This window comes from Rhodopirellula baltica SH 1 (genome assembly GCF_000196115.1).
Taxonomy (GTDB): Bacteria; Planctomycetota; Planctomycetia; order Pirellulales; family Pirellulaceae; genus Rhodopirellula; species Rhodopirellula baltica.
The window spans coordinates 5,423,831-5,444,535 of sequence record NC_005027.1 but is presented as its reverse complement, the minus strand read 5'-3'; the positions used below and the strand labels follow the sequence as shown (position 1 = coordinate 5,444,535).

Here is a 20,705-nt window from a genome sequence, read left to right as displayed (position 1 = left end):
GCGGGGGAAGGTGAACTGTTGCAGTCAAAACTGACGGCGAGATGAACCGTTGATTTGCTAGCAAATCTTTTCTTTTGCAAGCAATACCATAACGATCCACTCAATTGTTGGGGGAAGGCAGCAGAGGCCCAAACGAATCTTTACACTGCGACCACGCGTCGGCATACTCCGATCCCCGCGACTGCATTGGAGCTCCCGCGGGCGAGTTCGATCCTCTCTCTTCCCACCGTCTATGAACACCTTGGCGATCAACCAATTGTCGACTCTTCGATGGGAATTCGAGCAAGACGCTCAAGCGTATTCCAACCGAGGTTTCGAAGGCATTGGCTTGTTTCGACCGAAGCTTGATGACTTAGGAATCGATCGAGCGGTGGAGTTGTTGGCCGAAACAAACTTGCGAGTCACTTCGCTCAGTTGGGTCGGTGGATTCACCGGCAGTGATGGTCGAGGATTTGATGATGCTGTTCGCGACGCGATGAGCGCGGTTCGCGACGCCGCGGAATTGCGAGCCGAAACATTGATCGTGTTGGCTGGTGGTCGCAACAACCACATTCGCAAGCATGCTCGACGGACGCTTTGCGACGCGTTGTCTCACCTCGCGATCATCGCCGAAGAATTTGGCGTGAAGCTTTCTTTGGAACCAATTCACGCCGGATGCGGCATGGAATGGTCGTTCGTCAACGATTTGGAGTCGACCCTCGAGATACTCGACATGGTCGACAGTCCCAACCTAGGGATCGTGCTGGATACCTATCACGTTGGTATGGATGACCGGGTGCTCGATATGCTGCCGCACGTCGTTCCTTTCATGCATTTGATGCAGTTGGGCGACGGTCGACACAGTCCACTCGGAGAGATGAACCGCTGCCTTTTGGGTGAAGGCTGCGTTCCAATTCAATCGCTCGTCCACCGAGTTTTGGAATTGGGGTTTGCAGGTCCAATCGAAGTGGAATTGATTGGCGAAGACGTTGAACCGCTTAGCTACGAGTCGGTTCTCGATCACACGCGATCGTACCTGGACCAAAACATCGGGCCCGTCAAATCGACCTAGGTCCGGTTGCCACCAGACCAATCGATTGAAAGCTAGAATCGTACCAGCTTCGCTGTTTGAGATTAAACCAAACGGCAGTGCTGCAAAATCGCGTCCGCATCGGCTTTGTAGCCCACATAAAACGGGCCGAACTCAGCGTACTTCGCGCTCGCTTGATCGAATCGCATCTTGTAAACGATGTCTTTGAGGTACTGAGGATTGCGACCCCACAAGGTCACCATCCATTCCCAATCGTCCAGTCCCACGCCGACGGAGATCAATTGGCTGACCTTGCCCGCGAAAGCCATTCCGCTCTGGGCGTGTTCGGCCATCATTTGATTGCGAGCACTGAACGGTTCCATGAACCAATTGGCACCTGGGACCCGGCTCTTGTTCATTGGATAGAAACACGCCGAAGGCCAATCCGGAATCTCGGGTTGCAACCGATTGCGATTCATCATCGGCAAACGTCGCTCATAGGCACCCACTTTCGCCGCCAACTCAGGTGAGTCCGGTGCATTGCCTTCTTTGATCAATCGTTGGCGATATTCCTCAATCGACGGAACGTATTCGCTCACTTCGCTGACCGAGACAAACGACCAAGCGGGTTCGACCAGCCGGCCCAATCCCGGTGCCATGATCGCTTGATGAATGCCATCCACTTTGGCTGGATCTGGATCCATGACCATGATGCCAAAGTCGCACTCATGACCGCTGATCCAGTACGAAGCCAAACGTTCCGGGACCGCATCACCGGTAGGATTGAGCGCCGCCAGAAATTGTTCGCGATGATTTGGTGCAATCGATCCATCAAACATCTCACGACGGAATCGATAGAAGTAGTGACCGCAATGCCAACCTTCTTCTGGAATGACACTTGGTTCGGGCAAAGGAGCATGCCCGGGCCGGCCGACTCCTGGAGGGGGACCGCCAGCAGAGGGTGCGGAAGGACGTGACTGCGATGGATCAGATGTCATGGAGGTCGATCGAGTGGGTGTTTGTTTGGAGGACGTCGGACGAAGTGGCAGGTTCAGAATCGGAACCTGCCTTCCTCGAACCACCCAGTGTAGATCTCGATCGTCGATTTTGCAGCGCGTTATCGCAGCGACCACTGCAAAGATCGGTCTTGGTAACCATGTTGCCGTGACCAATGACGCTTTCCTTCGGCACCGAAATAACCATACGAATAGGGCGTTTTCCAACGAGGTTGGACCGTGGCGGCGGGAATTGTCGGGCGAGTCTGAGGATTTTTGACCCAGTGTTCACCCACACCCAACCGACCCGGACCCTTCGCACCGGGATCGTTTTCGACTCCGGGAGGATGGGTCAAAGGAGCCATCGTTGCTTTGGCTTTTTGGTGAGCGTGCTGCAAGTGAGGGTGCACGGATCCGGCGGATTGCTGGTGCCCGTGTTGTGAGTGACCGGAAGATTGATTCGGGGCGTAGCCATTTGCTGGCACGGAACCATGGTTTCGAGCGTTCTTCGGTGCTGAAGGAGCCAGGATGATCACGTGAGGAACCTGGGCCGGCGAATGGAAACCAGACGCTCCATCCCAATAGTCCGCCAAACCAACTTCTTGGTGGGGAGCTCCATCGACGTAAGTCTCGGAAGACACAATGGTTTCGCCGCTCTGAAGGGGCAACTGAACTGGCGGTGGCAACTGTGCCCGAGCGGAAGTCGTCATCAACGCGATCATTCCCGCCAAGAGCAGGGCTTTTAGCTTTGCGGACCACGCCGGGGCATGTTCCGCATGCGGCGGTTGCTTTGGAGCATCAAAATTCCCGCCAAACAGTCGGCGATTCGGGTGGTTCAGCATGGGACGGCAATGGTTGGAGAAACCGACGGGCGGAACAGACATGTCCGCTTCGTGATGAACGGGAAATAAGTGTCAGGTCCCTCTGGCGAAAACGACCCACCAGTCGATCCTGACCGTTTCTGTTCATTGCGTCGAATCAGCTACTGAGTCGAATTTGCTGGCTCGAGCGAGAAACCTTCGACGGTATCCGCTACCAAACTCAAACCGCCAATCACAAGAGGCGAATCACCCTGGCGGGAAAATCCAGCGGCTTGGTACAAGCGATCTTTGGTAGCCGTCCGTTGTTCGCTGCCGTGAGTCCAGAAAACCCATTTTCCGCTCGCTTGATTTACTTCCATGAAGAGTTTTCGCCGAGTTCTGCGATTATCGCTGCGACGTCGTATGTCCTTGTTGGGCATCTTGCTGTCGTCTTTGGTGATCGCTGCTTTGTGGGGCGCGAACATCGGCACGCTTTACCCGATGGTGGAGGTTGTTTTCAAAGGAGACGATCTGCCGTCTTACGTCGATGAACGACTGGCCGAGGCACGCGTCACGGTCGAAGAACAACGCGTTGAACTCATTCAACTGAATGATGAGTTGGACGAGCTTCAACAACGAGCGAAGACAGCAACCGACGCCGACACCAAGGCTTCGTTGCAACAAAAAATCAATACAACGACGTTTGAAATTTCCTCCGCTGAGTTGGCACAAACAGCGACCAAAAAATCGGCGGAATGGTTGTCTTGGGCCCAGCCTTGGATTGACCAATCGGCTCCGCGAGGTGCGTTTCCGACGTTGGTATTTATCGTCGTGATGTTGGTTGGTGGGACTGCGATCAAGCTGGTCGCCCTGACCATCAACCTGATGCTCGTTCAATACGTCGCCGAAGGCACGGTGATGGAACTGCGAGAAAAGTACTTTCGCAAATCACTGCACTTGGACCTCGATCACTTTGGGCAGAACGGATCGGCCAACCTGACCAGTCGGCTCACCAATGATGTCGCTCACATCGCCGTCGGCGTCAGCACGTTGCTCGGGCGACTGATTCGCGAACCGCTGAAAATGGCGGTGTGTTTGTTTGGAGCCGCGACGGTTTGCTGGCGTTTGTTGTTGTTGGTGATGATCGTTTCGCCCTTGATGGCGTTTGTGATGCATCACCTCAGCCGTGCGATTCGTCGAGCCAGCCGCCGAGCGATGGAAGAGATGAGCAGTCTCTATGGAATGCTCAACGACGCATTCGGCGGAATTCACGTTGTCAAATCATTCAACACACAAGCCTACGAACGTGCCCGTTTTCGCGCTCGCGTGCAGGCCTATTTCCGCCGCTCGATGAAGGTGGCTCTGTACAACACACTCGCTCGCAGCAGCAGCGAATTGCTGGGTTTGACAATGGTCGGACTGGCAATTTTGGCGGGTGGTTATTTGGTGATCAACCAACAAACTCACTTGTTGGGCATCCGCATGAGCGCACGTCCGCTGGATGTTGGACAAGTCCTGTTGTTCTTTGGTTTGCTGATCGGTGCCTCTGATCCAGCTCGCAAGTTGTCCGATGTTTGGACGTCGCTTCAGCGTGGTATCGCCGCATCCAATCGCGTTTACGAAATCATCGACGAACCCATTCGAGTGACCGAGCCAACCAACCCGGTTCACTTGGATCGTCCTCACCGATCGATCGAGTTCAAAGGCGTTCACTTCCAGTATCCTTCCGGACCGATGGTGCTGCGAGGCATTGATCTGACGATCCAACATGGCGAAACGATCGCGTTGATCGGTCCCAACGGTTGCGGCAAAAGCACGCTGATCAATTTGCTCTGTCGTTTTGACGATCCGCACCAAGGTGAAGTCTGCTTTGATGACGTGGCAATCAATCGATTGGCTACGCGTGATCTGCGGCGACGCATTGCATTGGTCAACCAACGCACAGTGCTGTTTGATGATACGATCGAAAACAACATTCGCTACGGCAGCCCCAGCGCTGACGCTCACGATGTGGTCCGGGCCGCCAAGCTCGCTTTTGCCGATGACTTCATTCGGCGGAAGACACCGGATGGATATCAAACGATGCTCGGATCCGGTGGTGTTCGATTGTCGGGCGGCCAAATGCAACGGATCGCACTCGCACGTGCCTTCCTGCGGGAGCCTGACATCTTGATTTTGGATGAGGCGACTAGCCAAATCGACATCGAAAGCGAACAGCTGATCCACCGCGCCCTGGAAACGTTCTTGGAAAATCGCACGGGAATCATGATCACTCACCGAGCCAGCACTCTCGCGATGGCCGATCGAGTCGCGGTATTGGATTTGGGGCAAGTCGCCGATGTGGGAACGCATCACCAGTTGCTTGCTAGCAATTCTTTCTATCGCAGCCTCTGCCACAGCGATCTGACCGACGCGGCCTGATCAAGCCCGACGACCGGTTGCATGCGACCGTCGCAACGGCTGAACTAGAGACTCAGGATTCTGTCCCCTCGTGTTTCTGGTTTATCCATCATGTTTGCACACGTGCGCCGTTGGTTCTTGTCGGGAAGTTGCATGGTTTTCGCGTTGGCTGGTCTGTCCAGCGATTCACATGCTGATGAAGGCATGTATTTGTTCAACGATGTCCCTCGCGAATTGCTGCGAGATCGGCATCAGTTCGAACCGTCCGAAGAATGGCTGAAGCATTTGCAGCTCTCTTCGGTTCGATTCAACTCCGGTGGCTCCGGATCGTTTGTGTCCTCCAATGGTTTGGTGTTGACCAACCATCATGTTGCCAGCGACACGTTGGCCAAACTCAGTTCCAAAGAACGCAATCTGATCGACGATGGGTTCTTGGCGAAGAGCTTTGACGAGGAACTCAAGGCACCTGATTTGGAACTGAATCAACTGATCTCGATCGAAGATGTGACCGATCGGATCAACCAACAGATCACGAATGCGGACGACGCTGAAGAAGCCGCGAAAGAGCGACGAGCAGCGATTGCGACGATCGAGAAAGAATCGCTCGATGAAACCGGTCTGCGAAGCGACGTCGTGACGCTGTTTGGTGGAGCCAAGTATCACCTTTATCGATACAAGAAATACACCGACGTGCGATTGGTTTGGGCTCCCGAGACCGCGGCTGCATTCTTTGGCGGCGACGCGGACAACTTTGAATACCCTCGCTACAACCTCGACGCGACGTTGATGCGAGTTTATGAGGATGGCGAACCTGCCAAGCTAGAACACTTCCTAAAATGGAATGATCAACCCGCCAAGGATGGGGACCTGGTCTTTGTCAGCGGTCACCCTGGTCGCACACAGCGAATCTTTACCGTCGAAGCCCTGGAATACCTCCGCGACAAACGACTGCCACATGTATTGGATTTGCTTCGTCGCAAAGAGGTTCTGCTTCAGCAATATCGTTTGGAAGGCAAAGAAGCGGCACGCCGTGGACGCGACGAGTTGTTTGGAATTCAAAACGCTCGCAAGGCTTACTCGGGCATGTTGACGGGACTTCAAGATCCGCAAACGTTTGTGTCCAAACGAGGTCGCCAGGATCGTTTGCTGACGGCACTTTCGAAGTCGCCCGAGCACTCGGGACTGGCGGACGCATGGAAAGAAATCGCGGAAGTGCAAACGGAGAAGGCCGAGTTGCTGGACCGCTCGGTGTCGCTTCGCAGTGAGCTTTTCCAACTCGCGCTTCAAATTCTGATTCTTTCCGAAGAAGATCGCAAACCCAACGAAGAACGATTGCCCGGATACACCGATTCGGGACGTGAATCGCTGATGGCTCAGCTGCTGTCGCCCGCGCCTATTTATGACGATTTGGAAATGGTGAAGTTGGCCGACGAGATCGCTTTGTTGCTCGAAAGCCGCGGGATGAACGACTCGATTGTCCAGGAGGTCTTGGCCGGTCGTTCACCGAAACAGGTCGCCAGCGAATTGGTGACCGGGACGAAAATCAAGGACATCGAGACACGAAAGGCGCTGATCGACGGCGGATTGGATGCGGTCTTGGCATCGAAGGATCCAATGATTCGATTGGCTCGTGTGATCGCACCGGAGTATCGCCGAATCGACAAGATCAACGAGCAACTCAGTGAGCGCGAAAAACAAGCTTATGCCGAGATCACCCAAGCAACGACGGCGATCGAAGGCACCGGAGGTTATCCCGATGCAACGTTCACTCTGCGTTTGGCGTTTGGTGTGGTTTCTGGTTACGAAGAACGTGGCGAGCAGATCAAGCCGACCACGAATTTCGCAGGAGCGTTCACTCATGCGAAGGAACACGAAGGCCAAGAAGACTTTGATCTTCCTGAATCTTGGATGTCGGCCAAAGAGAAGATCGACTTGGAAACTCAGCTCAACTTCGTCTGCACCGCTGACATCATCGGTGGCAACAGCGGTTCACCGGTGGTCGATCGAGATGGTGTCCTGGTGGGTCTGATCTTTGATGGAAACATCCAAAGTCTGACCAGTGACTACCTCTACACCAACGTTCAAAGCCGAGCGGTGAGCGTGTCCGGTGTCGCAATACCCGAAGCGTTGCGTTCGATCTACCAAGCCAACGAACTAGCCGATCAACTCGGAAACTGAGTCGGTTCGGCAGAGAAGCTTTCGACTGGTGGACAAAAAGTCCACCAGTCGTTTGATCATCGATTTCTAATCAGTCCGTTTTGGCTTCAATCAAGTCACCGGTTTGCTCCGCAACTTCGCCGGCAGCTTCGCGAATCTCATCATTTTGATCTTCGAGCTCTTCCAGTTCGTCGGACGAAATTGCGCCGTCAGCCTGAGCTTCATTGAGCTCTTCTCGGCCTTCTTGCACTTCTTCGTTGTAGTTGTCGACCGACATATCGTACTGCGCTTCGTCGCATCCGATTGCGGTCAAGCAGGTCGCGAAAGCGGCGGTCAATGCGAATGATTTCCAAGGCATGATGAACCTCTCTGAGTGGGAGCGTGAGATTGGAACGACGCGCCCGATGAATTAAATCATCGTTGTTGACGCGTAGGATCTTTCTCGGTCGCACATTTCATGCCAGAAACAGACACCTGAGGGCGTCTGGATGCTTCCAATATGGAAACCGAAATTCTCAGCGAACGATGACCAAGACTTCGGTGATGAAATCGTTGCCGGTACTGGCGGCTTCGGGTGAACCCAATGCGAAATCGATTCGATTGGTGAACGATTCGGCTTCGACGGGCATGAAATCCCGGTTACTTAGCGCCATGCCGAGTCGTTGCAACGAACGCCTGTCTTTGGCGTTCAAGTCATATGCGACGGCACTCGAAGGAGCCACGTCTTCATCCTGTTGCCAAGCGATACCGGAGACCGCATTGCCCATCGCCATCGACATACCGACGGATTCGATCGAGTCTTCGTCGGCGAGCAGTTCGAGGAACAAGCGATCCAATTGTTTCGCCGGACCTCTTAGCAACAGAATTTGATAACGAGTTTTTTCGTCGAGGGTGACGGATTCACGCGTCGCTTCGATCAAATTTTCGCTGACGAGCTGTTTGCTCGACGCTGCCAAACCGGCCGTCGTCATCGCCTTGCGAACAGGGTCGCTATCCAATGCAAAGTGATTGCGGGCAGCAGGATCACGGACCTCTGGTTTCAGTTGAACGTCATAGATCAACACCGCTCCGGAGAGCGATTGAACTTCACTGTTGTTGCCAGCAGCAACGGTCGCCGACATATCAACGGAAGCAGCGTTGAGCTGGGGAGTGGTTTCAGTATTCGTTGCCGAAGCAATGGAGTTTAGCTCCGGGCTGTTCGGTCCGTTGGTGGCGGATCCAGCCGGCTCAGTGACCGAATTCATCGCCGATGATGTGTCTTCAGCGAGCATGTTGCCAACGGGCAAATCGCCAGCCGATTGATCCATCGGGTCATCGATTGCTGCGATGGTTTCCACGGCGGGAGCACGCTCCGAATCCAACTGATCGACCGAGTCAATTTCAACATTGGCTGGATCGGCCTGCGCAACTACGGTGGAGGGATCGCCAATCGGATTGTTCGGATCGGTATCGATCAAACTGTTTTGCAGTGAGGCAACCAACAAACCCGCCGCGGCCAAGCCGGCGATCGCAGCCACCCAAGTTCTTCGTGCATTGCGACTGGATTGAGGAATCACCGATTCGACAGGGACCGAAATCGGAAGCTTTCGCAGCGGGTGATCGGACGACAGATCATCGTCGATGGCTCGTTGTTGTGCTGCAGCGACAACGCGGGATGCAAAATCGGATGGCAAGCTCGATGAGGTGCTTGTGCTTTGGTGCAACGACCGCAACATTTGACGATCGAATTCCGCATCGCTGAGTCGCTGGGCTAAGTCAGCGTCCATGCGCAACTGCTCGGCGAGCCATTGCGATTGATCATCGCTCAAACGACCATCCAAATGGTCGCTGATCAGCTGATCGATCTGTTCAGGTTTTAGAGACATGATGCTGTTCTTTTGCAGCGAAAGCGAGGTTTGAAACGTATCGAACCAACGCGACGCGTCCATGCGTAGGGGTACAGTGTGAACAAGCCGGCCGCCAGAGCGGTGCATCGGGTTGTCAAGGTGTCAGATGGCGGATGAACTCACAAAGTTCCCAAATTAGCTAGAAATCGTTCCGTCTGGGGTACCCACCATCGATCGCGAGACCATTTTAGGGGCCAATCGCAAGGCTTATCAGCGGATGACGGCCGCCGGATCTCCGCTGTGCCAAATCGTTTCGGACGAGGAATTGGCCAATCCATTGCAGACTGTCGACGCCGCTGGTTGGCTGGGCGGGGACATTTCCGGGAAAAAAGTTCTGTGTCTTGCCGCCGGTGGGGGTCGTCAAAGCTGCTTGTACGCGGCCGCTGGAGCCCTTGTCACGGTGGTGGATCTCTCTCCTGCCATGCTGGAACAGGACCGCATTGCGGCTCGCCAGCGGGGTCACCAGGTCGAATTGATCGAAGGATCGATGGATGATTTGTCGATGTTGCCCGCGGCGGGTTTTGACATCGTGATCCATCCCGTCAGCACGTGTTATGTGCCCTCAGTCGTGGTCGTTTACGCCCAAGTCGCGCGGGTGATTCGAGGTGGCGGCATTTATATCAGTCAGCATAAGTCGCCGGTGAGCTTGCAAACGTCGACCCAGCCGCGTGCTGCGGTGAACGGTTCGCCCCGATACACGGTGGAACATGCGTACTACCGAAACGGTTCCTCGTCAAAGTCGGGGCCGAACACTCCCGTTCCTCCGCCCGCCGCCAATCCGGTAGCCGCTCGATTAAGAGAACCCGGTGCCGTGGAATTTTTGCACCGATGGGAAGAATTGATTGGCGGAATGTGCCGTTCCGGATTTGTGATCGAGGAGTTGGCCGAGCCAATGCATGCGAAACGAGACGCCGAACCGGGCAGCTTCGCCGAGCGAGCTCGTTTCATCCCGCCTTATGTTCGGATCAAAGCCCGTCGACGAAACGATCAGACGGCAACCGCCACGACGACTCAGCGACTTTGGATTCCCGAAAACTGATCTAGCCGAGTCGCCACGGCAATTGATAGTTCCAAAGCATCCGCTTCACGCGCGGTGCCTCAACTTCGATCACTCAGTTCGACTCGCCGGTGCCAGCGTGAGATCCATGACCGCAATCGGAAACCACCGAGTTTCACGCTTTGGCAAATCACATTCAACCGTATCGTTCACACGCGAAAGCTGTTGCTGTTCCGTGTTGCAATGTGGCTGGCACCAGCCCGAAGCGGTCTCTTGCGAGTCTGAAGCAGCTCGATGGTTTGAAACGACATGGTGCGTTGCTATTGATCTTGATGGCGATGTCGGTTGTCAGCACCGGCTGCGTGCGTCGCCGAATGACGGTGCGTACCAGCCCACCGGGCGCAACGGTCTCGATCGACAACCAATTGATCGGAACCTCTCCAGCCTCCACTGATTTCATTTACTATGGTACGCGTGAGGTTCGTGTAGAACGCGAGGGCTATCGTACGGAAGTCGTGCTTCGGAAAATGAAGCCACCGTGGTATCAACTGCCGGTATTGGACTTCGTGAGCGAAACGCTTTGGCCAGGTGAAATTCGCGATGAGCGGATCATCGATATTGAATTGGTGCCTCAAGTGATCGAACCCTCCGAGGATGTCCTGAATCGTGCCGAAGCCCTCCGCAATCAATCGCGAAGTGGCATTATCCCTGCAGGCTGATTCGACCGATCCTCCGTGGATGAAGTGGGGCGGGCTTTTCATCGGTCCGCTTTGCATCGTGGTTCTGATGGCGACGGTTTGGACGGGCCGCGACCGTCTCGCTTTTCGCGACGTCAGCCATTTCTACACGCCGCTGTACCAGTACGTTGGCGAGCGATGTGCCGAGCAACCACTGACGTATTTCTGGTCCGCGATGTGGAACCCACTGGACCAAACGGGAATGCCGTTGGCCGGCGAGACAACGACCGCTGTCTACTATCCAGTTCGGCATTTGGTTTATCTTTTGGCGTCGTTGGTAGACCAGTCACCGGCCGAATCCGCATCGCCAAATGAACTGCCTGATGATGCTTCGTTGGCACTGGCTTGGTATGTGACGTTGCATTTGGTGTTGGCCTCGTTTGCAGCCTACTGGGCCGCTCGGCGGGTCGGATCGCAATCGGCGTTTTCCGTCATCGCCTCGCTGGCCTACCCGATGTCCGGCAGCGTTTTGTTTCTTACGACCAACCCACCTTTTCTGGTCGGAGCAGCATGGTTGCCGTTTGCGCTGCTGCCCCTGGTTCATGCAAAGGAGTACGGTTGGAAGTTGCCGTCGTTTGCATTGGCCATGATGGTCCTGGGCGGTGATCCACAAACAGCACTTCATGTCGGAATCATTGCCGGACTTTGGTTGATCATCGACGTGATTCGACACTCGCGTGATCGCAGTGGCGGGCAATCCTTTTGGTTGCGTCTGCTTCGCTTGATGGGCATCGCAGCGATGGCTGCTGTGCTAGCGACACCACAGATTGTTGCGTCGGTGAATTGGGCCAGCCACAGTGGTCGTGTTTGGTCAAAACTGGATGCATCGCAATCGTTCGCTTTTTCGGTCGCGCCGTGGCGATGGTTGGAGTTGGCGATACCATCCTTGTTTGGTTCGCCATGGCCGGTCAACCATCGTTGGGATCGTCCGGTGTTTGCTGGTGGAACGGTCAGTCCGATCGATGCGTTGTGGACGCCCAGTCTGTACATCGGCATGTCGACGTTGGTCCTGGTCACGATCGGATTGCTCGGAAGATACCGCGGCCGCATTCACGGCACCGGTTTGTGGTGTTACGTGTTGCTAGCATCCGGATTCGCGGCGATGGGTTGGTACGGACCATGGCACGCGCCGTATCAATGGCTGGTTGATTGGGTGCCGGGTTACGATGCGTTTCGCTACCCGGCGAAGTGGTTGCCTTTGGTCGCATTCGCTTTGGCGATGCTGGCTGCACAGGGTGGACAATGTCTCTTCAATGGATTGATTCGCGAATCGTCCCATTCAAACGAGTTTTCGAACGGCCTGCTGACAAAACGCCGAGCAGTTTGGATCTGGCTTTTCTCGACGCTGGGATTGGTCCTTTCCAGCATCGCGGTGTGGTTCGCGATGGCATCCATGAAGTCAGCGCCGGTTGATGTGGTATGGGGACCGTTTCAATCGGAGACCGCTTGGTATGGATGGTTGATCGGTACCGCTCATGTTTGGATTTTTACCACGATCATTCTTTCGATGAGCGTCGAATGGAAACGTCCGATCAATCGGCAAAAGCTGGCTTGGGCATGGGTCGTTCTGATCGCGAGTGACTTGATGATTGCTCATTGGAATTTGGTTCCGACCATCAACCGGAATGCTGAACGTGCCGCCTGGCACGAACTCGATCACTCCGAATCCGCAACACTCGATGCAGCACGCTGGATTCGAACAGCGGGTGAAGGTGAGTATCCCGCGAAGTGGGCGACCACGTCAGATCGGCAACGATTGTTGGCCATGGAAGTTCATGATCGTCGCCGATGGTATGGTCGTTGGCATATGGTCGAGGACGAAGCGGTATTCAACAGCGTCGTCTCGATCAGGCCTTGGGCGATCGATCAGTTTTGGGATGCGACCGGCCAGCAGTCCACACCGATCAATTGGCAACAAACGGCGTCATGGCTGGGCGTTGGAGGATCGCGAACGTCGAATGGGCAGAGCCACGTTTGGCCGACTCGAGATTTGCGATTTCATCGTCACGATCAAGTGGTGACGGAGGGCGAGATTCCTTGGCCGAAGCGAATCGAGATGGCTTCGGATTCAGGAGACCAAGTTGATGCGATCGCGGTTGACTCGACCGCCGTTTCGGAAGGAAGGTTAGAAGACACCTTTGTATCGCGGCGAATTTACCAGGACGGTGGCTGGCGAGCGGAGTTTCGGTCGCAAGACACCGCGGTCGAACCAGTTCCGTTGACGGTGTTTTCTGCCGACGGTGTGGCGCAAGGCGTGTGGTGTCCGCCCGGTACTTGGACTATCCGTTGGATCTATCAACCCCGGGGGCACAGGGGTGCGGTGATCGTCTGGATTTGCGGATGGTTGATGTTGCTAGTGGCCTCAATTTGGTCGGTCACGCGAGCGAAGCATGGGCCATTCAGCCGGGTCCGAGAATTGGAACGAGCCAAGTGATTGACCCTACCAGTGGTCTATTCCTCGTCGAAGAACAATTCGTCCGCTGGATTCCAGCGAATGTTTTTCATCGCATCGATTGAAAGTCGGCCCTGGTTGCGTTGAGGGTCGCAAGTCGGCTGAACCACTTCGTTCGGGTTTTCCTGCATGTCAAATCGTTCGCCATCGGAAAGTTGCAACACGGGGCATGCATAGCCTTCAACCGGTCGGCGAATCACGTCCGCCCATTTTCCGTTTGCCAGTTCGACTCGACTTCCCAGAGGAAACAACGACTTAGTGCGCAACAAGGCATGAATGACCTGAGGGTCAAAGCTTCCATAGCGAGCTTGATGCAGAATGAATCCCAACGCATCGTGTGGCACCAACGCTTTTCGAAAACCCGTTCCGAGTGTCAAACGAAGATAGGTATCGCAAACGTTGAGAATGCGAGCGTAGATATGAATCCGTTTACCTTCCAAACCAAACGGATAACCTTCACCGTTGTATTGTTCGTGGACTTGTTCGATCGCCAACAGAACCGAGTGAGGGATGTCAGAAACTTCGCGAAGACTATTCGCTGAGATGACCGGGTGTTTGCGATACTCCCATGTTTCCTCTTCCGAAAACGCACCACGTCCAGGGACGCTGTATGCGGGATCCATGGAATACAAACCGATGTCATGAAGCAAACCGGCCATGCCGATTTCCAACACCGAGGGACCGTCCAAATCAAGTTCGGTTCCAATGGCCATGCCCAACACACCCAGCTTCACGCTGCGGTCGGTCAGTGACATTTCGGTGTTGCAGGCGACGACTTCGCCAATCGTTTGATCGTGGTCGTCCACCATCGCGGAAGCGAATGCGCCAGATAAATCCGACAACGCTTCGACGGTTTGCATCTTGCGTTCGGTCAGTGCCAAACGGATCTCTTCGAACTTACTGCGAGCCATTTTGACGTGGCCTTGCAATGTCCGCCGTCGTGTAAGGTCAATGGGTTCGTGATGACGATTGACCAAAGCGTCTTTCAACGGCACTCCCTTGATCCATTTGGTTGGATCACGTCCGGGAGCATGCGACGCATCTTTTTCTCGTGTGCTTTTAGGCTTCGCTTTGGCCGCGCCCGATTTGCCGCGGTTGCTCAGTACATCGGCTTCTTCAGCATTGACGGTCAGTTCTTCGATGCCGCGTTCCCGCAGACCATCGATGACTTCATTGGTGATGCGCGTACCAGTGCCGAGTAGCAATCGGCCCATTTCGTCTTCGATCGGTGTACGACAAATCGCACCGACCTGAAGATCGTCGACTGGAACAAGAACAGTGTTCGTACTGTCGTTCGCGTTAGAGGTAGTTGAAATCATATTGTGCCCAGTTCATTTTTTGCTCCGGCGTGGAGTACGATCGAACGAGTCCAAATTCAATGCTGCCCGTGCATGCGGCCCCACCCGATACTCCAAATCTAGGTTTCAAAGTGAGCTTAGGCCGGAGTCTTCCGCGAATTTTATGAAACACTCCTTGAGCCCGTCCGTGGATTTGGCCGTCGTTGGCGGGGGAATTGTCGGCCTCGCCACCGCGATGACCTGGTTGCAAACCCGTCCTGGTCAGCGCGTGACGGTGCTAGAAACGGAGTCTCGGGTCGGCCAACACCAGAGCGGCCACAACTCCGGCGTCATCCATTCGGGCATCTACTATCAGCCCGGAAGTGAGAAAGCTTTGTTGTGCCGGGAGGGCAAAAGCAAACTCGAAGCATTCTGCGATGAATACCGGATTCGCTGGGAAAAATGCGGAAAAGTCGTCGTTGCAACAGACCGTAGCGAACTGAGTTCGTTGGAAAGAATCATTGATCGAGCGGAACGCAACGGAGTTGAATTTCGACGAATCACAACGGACGAATTACGGAAACTCGAGCCTGCTGTTGCGGGTGTTGATGCGATCGTGGTTCCCGAAACAGGCATCGTGGATTATGGGTCGGTTTGCGACGCTTATCGGCATCGCATCGAAGAAATGGGTGGGAGCGTCCAGTTGGGTTTTCAGGTCCAACGATTGGATGCGGATGACACGGGCGTTCGTTTGGCGGGTGTTGATCACAATCAATCAGTTGGGAAGTTCGATATTCGAGCTCGTTCGGCGATTGTTTGCGCGGGACTGCACAGCGACGCGTTGGTTCGGCAGGGTGACTCCGTTGCCTCCGATTCAGATTCCGCGAATACATCGTCTGAGGAAGTCCGAATCATTCCTTTTCGGGGCGAATATTATGAGCTGCGGCCCGAACGGCGCGGTTTGTGTCGAAATCTGATCTATCCGGTTCCCGATCCCGCGTTCCCATTCCTTGGAGTGCATTTCACTCGGATGATCGATGGAAACGTTGAGTGTGGTCCCAATGCGGTGCTGGCTCTCGCCCGTGAAGGTTACCGATGGCGTGACATCGATGTTCGATATCTGCAACGAACATTGGGGTACAGCGGTTTTCGTCGGTTGATTCAGAAGCATTGGCGGAAAGGCCTCGGCGAAATGAATCGTTCGCTACGAAAGTCCGCTTTCGTGACCGCACTTCAGAAGCTCATCCCTGAACTGCGTGCCTCGGATTTGATTCCCGCCCGAGCCGGAGTTCGGGCTCAAGCGGTGCGAGCCAACGGTGAATTGGTCGATGACTTCTTGTTCCGATCAACGCCCAAAGTCACTCACGTGTTGAACGCACCCAGCCCCGCGGCAACGGCGTCGCTGGCGATTGCACGGCGGGTGATCGAACAGCATCAGAACCTGAACCCCAATTCATAGAACGTCGGTTTTGATCGCGGTTGCTCACGCGCTGCGGTAGGTCGGTTCTGGACGACCGGGACGAAAGCTGTCTAGTTGAGTTGTTTCGGTCTCGGCATTCAAACGAGACGCCACCGATTGGACAACCTGCTGAACTTCTTCGGTCAAAGATTCCGGCGCCAGGCGAACTCGAGCGTTGATGATCGCTTTTGCCGTTGGAGTGTTTGTGCCAGAGGCAATCGACAAAACAGTTTGCGAATCGCTGTCGATCAAGTTTGCAACGCTGACTGGTTGATCATCCGCTTCGTTGTCGCTGCAGAGCACCTTCAAGTGTCCCGGTTCGGCACCCAGTGACAGCAAACGTTGTCGCAGTTCATCGACCAATCCCACGCTGAGTTCATCGAGTGCAAACGCGTGCTCGCTTTTGAAGTTCACCGTTGCGTTGAGCCAACCAAGTTCGGCTTCGCCGTCGGCGTACACGTCATAGTCAACTTCCATCATTGAATCACGAGGTGCCGCGTTGCCTTGAAAGGCTTCGTACAAAACATCCAAATTCTCGCCGGTCTTGGCTGACAACGGGATGACTTTGCGACCTGGGTACTGCTCGTTCAATTGTTCCTTGAGCGATTGCACGTCTTCCTCGGACAATTCATCGATGCGGTTGAGCAGGATGATCTCGGACTCTTCGAGTTGCTTGCGAAAGATGTATTCGGCTTTCTCAGAAAATCCTCCGCCAACACCCGAAAGAATCTTCTTTCCATGATTGGGTTTTAGAACCACGGCATAGGGACGATGCACAAACTTTTCGCCCAAACGTTCCATCATTGGGACCGCGATGGTTGCGATCAAGTCAGTGCAGCTTCCAACCGGTTCTGCGAGAACCACATCGGGGCGTTGTCGGTTTTCGAATTCTTCCATCGCATCGGTCAAACCATCGAAGTTGCAACAGAAACAAGATCCGGCAACTTCGTTGACCTCCAACCCTTGGCTTTTGAGCAATTGCGTGTCGACCAAACCGGCAGCTTGATCGTTCGTCACGATGCAAACGTGCTTGCCTTCGGCTTGCAACTGTTTCGCCAGTCGTGCGATGAGCGTGGTTTTGCCGGCTCCCAAAAAACCGCCGATCATGATGAATTCAATGGGCTGGGGCATCGGTGAGTCTCAACGGTTGAAGATGAACAGAAACCACGTCGGAACGCCGGTAGCAGCGAATTCCATGACTCAGACATTCTGACGAACGTCAGAACGTCAGTCAATCATCGGGCCCATGTCGAGTTTGCAGCAACCGAGGTTCAATGCGGTTTGTTTCGACTTCCCACGACTGGGCAGCATGCCTTCTTTCAGCGAGTAATAGATGAACTTCCCTTCCCGCTGGGTCTGCACCAAATCGGCGTGAAAGAGGACTCGCAAGTGGTGCGAGACGGTGCCGATTTCTTGTTCCACCAAGATGGCCAGGTCAGAAACACTCAGCGGGCCGCCTTGCAAAGCACGCACGATTTGCAGACGCAACGGGTCGCCGAGTGCCTTCAAGTAGCCCGCACACTGCATCTCATTCGGTTCGGGTGGTGGAGTGGTCATGGACGAATTGTAGGAGAAAACGTCATGGGTGACATTCGCACGTCATGATCATTCGATCGTGGAAATTGCTGACCTGTGAATTAGAGTGAGTTCATGTCCCCCCCGGCAGGAACGTCGCTCTTGGAAGAACCCGTCGACCAAGACTTTGACGAGCAAATCGACCAATCGACGCCTTCGCATCGCGGTGCTTTGGAAGGATTGTTTGCGCTGGCATGTCCGCTGCTATTGATCCTTGCCGTCGCATTGAATCCGCTGGATCAATCCGACTCGACTCCGGCCGGTTCGGCCGGTGCTGGTTTGACGATGGAGGTGGCTTTGAAACTGCTGTTGTCGGGCGCGGTTGGCTCAGTTGCCTTGTTGGGTTGGATACTTTGCCCGGCGGTTCGCCAACGCCTCATGAAATTCCCAGGTTGGATTTTGGTGGCGCTGGGTGGCGTCTTTGTCGTGACCAGCACGGTGGCTTTTGGTCCTGCTGCAACCGTGTCTCGAGCCGCGGCGATGATCAGTTGTGTATACATCGTCTTCATTGCGGTGACGCTGCAGTTCTTGACGCTACGACAAACGCTTCAGTGCGTGCTGGTCGGTTTGGTGCTGCATCTGATGGCGGCGTGGTGTTTGTACCTGGGCGGTGGCGAGACGGCGGTCTATCAAGAAGAATTGGGGCAGTCTCTTATCATCGAGCGCATGGGCAGCACGGCGCACCCCAACTCACTCGGGCGCATTGGTGCCTTGGCAATTCTGGTTTGTTTAGGACTTTGGCGAACGAGAAACCGTCCGCTCACTCCTATCCTGATCGCAACGATGGGATTCGTTTTCGTGATCTCAAGCGCGACAATGTTTGAATCAATGAGTCGAACCGCGGTGGTTTCGTGTGCCGCATCCGTGTTGGCTGTGATGATTGATCGGTTGGCCAATCGTCGCGGGTTGGCAATGGGTTTGTGCGTTGTGATGGGGATCTGTTTGTTGATGCTGGCGGTTGGATTGTTGTCGGAGGGTTCCGATGTCGGCAGCCGCGTGGTCGCCGTTGGCACCAAGACCGGTGACGTGAATGAACTGACTTCAGCCACCGGGCGAACGGAGATATGGGCGGAAGCGATTCGCTTCATCGCTCAGCGACCGCTGACCGGATGGGGGCTCAATAGCGCGCCGTTGTTGCTGGAAGATTTTTCATATCACACGCACAATCTGTTGTTGCACGCGATTTTTTCGGCGGGAATCTTTGCCGGTATCTGTGTCTCGGTGCTGGTCGCGTGGACGGTGTATCACGCGTTCACGGTCGTCGACCCTATGTTCCGTGGAATCGCGGCCTACATCTGTGTCTCGGGGCTGTTTGAAGACACCGCGTTTGAAACATTCCCATTCGCGTCGACGCTGTTATGGTTGCTGGTGTTGCTCGCCGCATCGGTCGAGATGCCGCGATCGGACGAATCGGACAATGTCTTGTCAGATCAATTGGCCAGCGACCTCACCCGATGAGATCGCGAATCACGTGGGCTTCTTCGACACCGGTGAGTCGTTGACTGAGCCCCCGGAACTTGAACGTGAACCGTTCGTGATCGATTCCCAACAGGTTCAACACGGTTGCGTTCAGATCGCGGATGTGGACCGGATTTTCAACGATGTTGTAGGAGAACTCATCCGTCGTTCCATAGTCAAAACCAGCTTTCACGCCGCCGCCGGCCATCCAAGTTGTGAAGCAACGTCCGTGGTGATCGCGACCTGAACTGGGGTTGTCCAGTTGGCCTTGGCAGTAGACGGTGCGACCAAACTCACCTCCCCAAATCACCAGGGTGTCATCGAGCATTCCTAATCGCTTGAGGTCTTGGATCAATGCGGCGGAGGCTTGATCGACATCCTTGCATTGCCGCGGCAATTGATTGCGAATCGAAATGTGTTGATCCCATCCGCGATGGAACAACTGGATGAAACGCACCCCGCGTTCGGCCATGCGTCGGGCCAGCAAACAGTTCGCAGCGTATGAACCGGGACGCCGGGCGTCTTCGCCATAAAGTTCAAACGTGGATTCCGGTTCGTCCGAGACGTCCGTCAGTTCTGGTACCGATGTCTGCATGCGATAAGCCATCTCGTAGGCTTCGATGCGAGCCAGTGTCTCGGGATCGCCCGTGGCTTCCGAATGCATTTGGTTCATTCGTCCAAGCGTGTTCAAGAGCTCTCGACGTGAGTCACGCGAAACGCCATTGGGGTTCTTGAGATACAGGACCGGGTTGGCACCGGGACGAAGCATCACGCCTTGATGGCTGGAGGGCAGATAGCCGCTGCCCCACAACCGCGAAAACAAAGGTTGGCCGGGGTTCTTTCCACTGCCTTGGCTGAGCAGCACCATGTAGGCGGGGAAGTCTTCATTTTCAGAACCCAGCCCATAGCTCAGCCACGCACCCATGGATGCGTGACCCATTTGCTGTGATCCAGTGTTGATGTAGGTCACCGCGGGATCGTGGTTGATCGCTTCGGTCCACATCGATCGCACGATCGAAATGTCATCGGTGATCTCTTGCAAGTGTGGCAGCAAGTTGCCAACCCAAGTTCCGTGCTGGCCACAACGTTTGCCACCCCACAATGGTTTGACGACGGGGAACTGACTCTGACGCGACGTCATCCCGGTCAGTCGCTGCCCGCCGCGAATGGAATCAGGCAGATTGGTGCCGTGCAATTGTTCCAGTTCCTCTTTGTGATCAAACAGGTCAATGTGACTCGGTCCGCCAGATTGAAACAGATAAATGACTCGTTTGGCTTTGGGGGCAAAGTGTGGCAACCCCGAGGCTAGATTCGTTTGGATCTGACCGCCTGACGAAGCCGCGTTGGGATTGGCTTCGGACGCCAGAAGCTTTCCCAGTGCCATCGCACCAAGACCCGCGGCCGAACTGCCAAAGAGCGATCGGCGAGTCATCATTTGCGATTGTCGCAATCCGAGTTCGTGAATCAATGATTGGTTCATGAGAAGATGCGTTTTGATGTGGT

At 54.8% G+C, this 20,705-nt stretch carries 17 protein-coding genes; 8 read left to right on the top strand and 9 right to left on the bottom strand.

The window, feature by feature from the left end; all coding sequences use genetic code 11:
- Window positions 1–232: 232 nt before the first annotated feature.
- Window positions 233–1,051: a sugar phosphate isomerase/epimerase family protein gene (locus tag RB_RS20770; RefSeq protein WP_007333052.1), complete on the top strand. Its 819-nt coding sequence runs from the start codon at window positions 233–235 to the stop codon at window positions 1,049–1,051.
- Window positions 1,052–1,113: 62 nt separating this feature from the next.
- Here RB_RS20770 and hemQ read toward each other — a convergent pair whose 3' ends face one another.
- The 3 genes from hemQ to RB_RS20755 all read right to left on the bottom strand — a co-directional run bounded on the left by hemQ (window position 1,114) and on the right by RB_RS20755 (window position 3,184).
- Complete coding sequence (hemQ, locus tag RB_RS20765; RefSeq protein ID WP_011122608.1) at window positions 1,114–2,007, bottom strand: hydrogen peroxide-dependent heme synthase; 894 nt, start codon at window positions 2,005–2,007, stop codon at window positions 1,114–1,116.
- Between the two features lie 119 nt (window positions 2,008–2,126).
- The gene (locus tag RB_RS20760) at window positions 2,127–2,888 is read right to left on the bottom strand and encodes a hypothetical protein (protein WP_011122607.1); all 762 of its coding nucleotides are present in this window, start codon (window positions 2,886–2,888) and stop codon (window positions 2,127–2,129) included.
- A gap of 98 nt (window positions 2,889–2,986) precedes the next feature.
- Window positions 2,987–3,184 (bottom strand): hypothetical protein, encoded by a 198-nt coding sequence (locus RB_RS20755; RefSeq protein WP_164922303.1) that lies wholly within the window; start codon window positions 3,182–3,184, stop codon window positions 2,987–2,989.
- Between RB_RS20755 and RB_RS20750 the strand changes: the two genes are divergently transcribed.
- Window positions 3,183–5,225, top strand: coding sequence for an ABC transporter ATP-binding protein (locus tag RB_RS20750; RefSeq protein WP_011122606.1), 2,043 nt, complete (start codon window positions 3,183–3,185; stop codon window positions 5,223–5,225). The genes RB_RS20755 and RB_RS20750 overlap by 2 nt on opposite strands.
- A gap of 90 nt (window positions 5,226–5,315) precedes the next feature.
- A complete protein-coding gene (locus tag RB_RS20745; protein ID WP_011122605.1) occupies window positions 5,316–7,382 on the top strand; it encodes a S46 family peptidase in 2,067 nt (688 codons plus the stop codon).
- Window positions 7,383–7,452: 70 nt separating this feature from the next.
- On the opposite strand, the gene RB_RS20740 is transcribed toward RB_RS20745, so the two are convergent.
- Window positions 7,453–7,719: a lipoprotein gene (locus RB_RS20740; protein WP_007325175.1), complete on the bottom strand. Its 267-nt coding sequence runs from the start codon at window positions 7,717–7,719 to the stop codon at window positions 7,453–7,455.
- 157 nt (window positions 7,720–7,876) lie between these two features.
- A complete protein-coding gene (locus RB_RS20735) occupies window positions 7,877–9,226 on the bottom strand; it encodes a hypothetical protein (RefSeq protein ID WP_231845841.1) in 1,350 nt (449 codons plus the stop codon).
- 238 nt (window positions 9,227–9,464) lie between these two features.
- Here RB_RS20735 and RB_RS20730 point away from each other — a divergent pair, with 238 nt between their 5' ends.
- The 3 genes from RB_RS20730 to RB_RS20715 all read left to right on the top strand — a co-directional run bounded on the left by RB_RS20730 (window position 9,465) and on the right by RB_RS20715 (window position 13,415).
- Entirely contained in the window at window positions 9,465–10,286 is an 822-nt protein-coding gene (locus RB_RS20730; protein WP_007333044.1) for a class I SAM-dependent methyltransferase, read from the top strand.
- A 140-nt stretch (window positions 10,287–10,426) separates the two neighbouring features.
- Complete coding sequence (locus RB_RS20720) at window positions 10,427–10,963, top strand: PEGA domain-containing protein (protein WP_231845840.1); 537 nt, start codon at window positions 10,427–10,429, stop codon at window positions 10,961–10,963.
- Window positions 10,941–13,415, top strand: coding sequence for a YfhO family protein (locus RB_RS20715; protein ID WP_164922970.1), 2,475 nt, complete (start codon window positions 10,941–10,943; stop codon window positions 13,413–13,415). The genes RB_RS20720 and RB_RS20715 overlap by 23 nt, the downstream gene beginning before the upstream one ends.
- A 17-nt stretch (window positions 13,416–13,432) precedes the next feature.
- Here RB_RS20715 and RB_RS20710 read toward each other — a convergent pair whose 3' ends face one another.
- Window positions 13,433–14,752, bottom strand: coding sequence for an HD-GYP domain-containing protein (locus tag RB_RS20710; protein ID WP_011122601.1), 1,320 nt, complete (start codon window positions 14,750–14,752; stop codon window positions 13,433–13,435).
- A gap of 142 nt (window positions 14,753–14,894) precedes the next feature.
- Between RB_RS20710 and lhgO the strand changes: the two genes are divergently transcribed.
- Window positions 14,895–16,169, top strand: a complete 1,275-nt coding sequence (gene lhgO / locus RB_RS20705; RefSeq protein WP_011122600.1) for an L-2-hydroxyglutarate oxidase — start codon at window positions 14,895–14,897, stop codon at window positions 16,167–16,169.
- A 24-nt stretch (window positions 16,170–16,193) separates the two neighbouring features.
- On the opposite strand, the gene RB_RS20700 is transcribed toward lhgO, so the two are convergent.
- Window positions 16,194–17,300, bottom strand: coding sequence for a GTP-binding protein (locus RB_RS20700; RefSeq protein ID WP_011122599.1), 1,107 nt, complete (start codon window positions 17,298–17,300; stop codon window positions 16,194–16,196).
- 96 nt (window positions 17,301–17,396) lie between these two features.
- Window positions 17,397–17,726 (bottom strand): ArsR/SmtB family transcription factor, encoded by a 330-nt coding sequence (locus tag RB_RS20695; RefSeq protein WP_011122598.1) that lies wholly within the window; start codon window positions 17,724–17,726, stop codon window positions 17,397–17,399.
- Between the two features lie 93 nt (window positions 17,727–17,819).
- On the opposite strand from RB_RS20695, the gene RB_RS20690 reads away from it, so the two are divergent.
- Window positions 17,820–19,202, top strand: coding sequence for an O-antigen ligase family protein (locus RB_RS20690; protein ID WP_011122597.1), 1,383 nt, complete (start codon window positions 17,820–17,822; stop codon window positions 19,200–19,202).
- Here the strand turns inward: RB_RS20690 and RB_RS20685 are convergent.
- Window positions 19,192–20,682 (bottom strand): DUF1501 domain-containing protein, encoded by a 1,491-nt coding sequence (locus tag RB_RS20685; RefSeq protein ID WP_011122596.1) that lies wholly within the window; start codon window positions 20,680–20,682, stop codon window positions 19,192–19,194. The two genes, RB_RS20690 and RB_RS20685, sit on opposite strands and share 11 nt — an antisense overlap.
- Window positions 20,683–20,705: the final 23 nt, after the last annotated feature.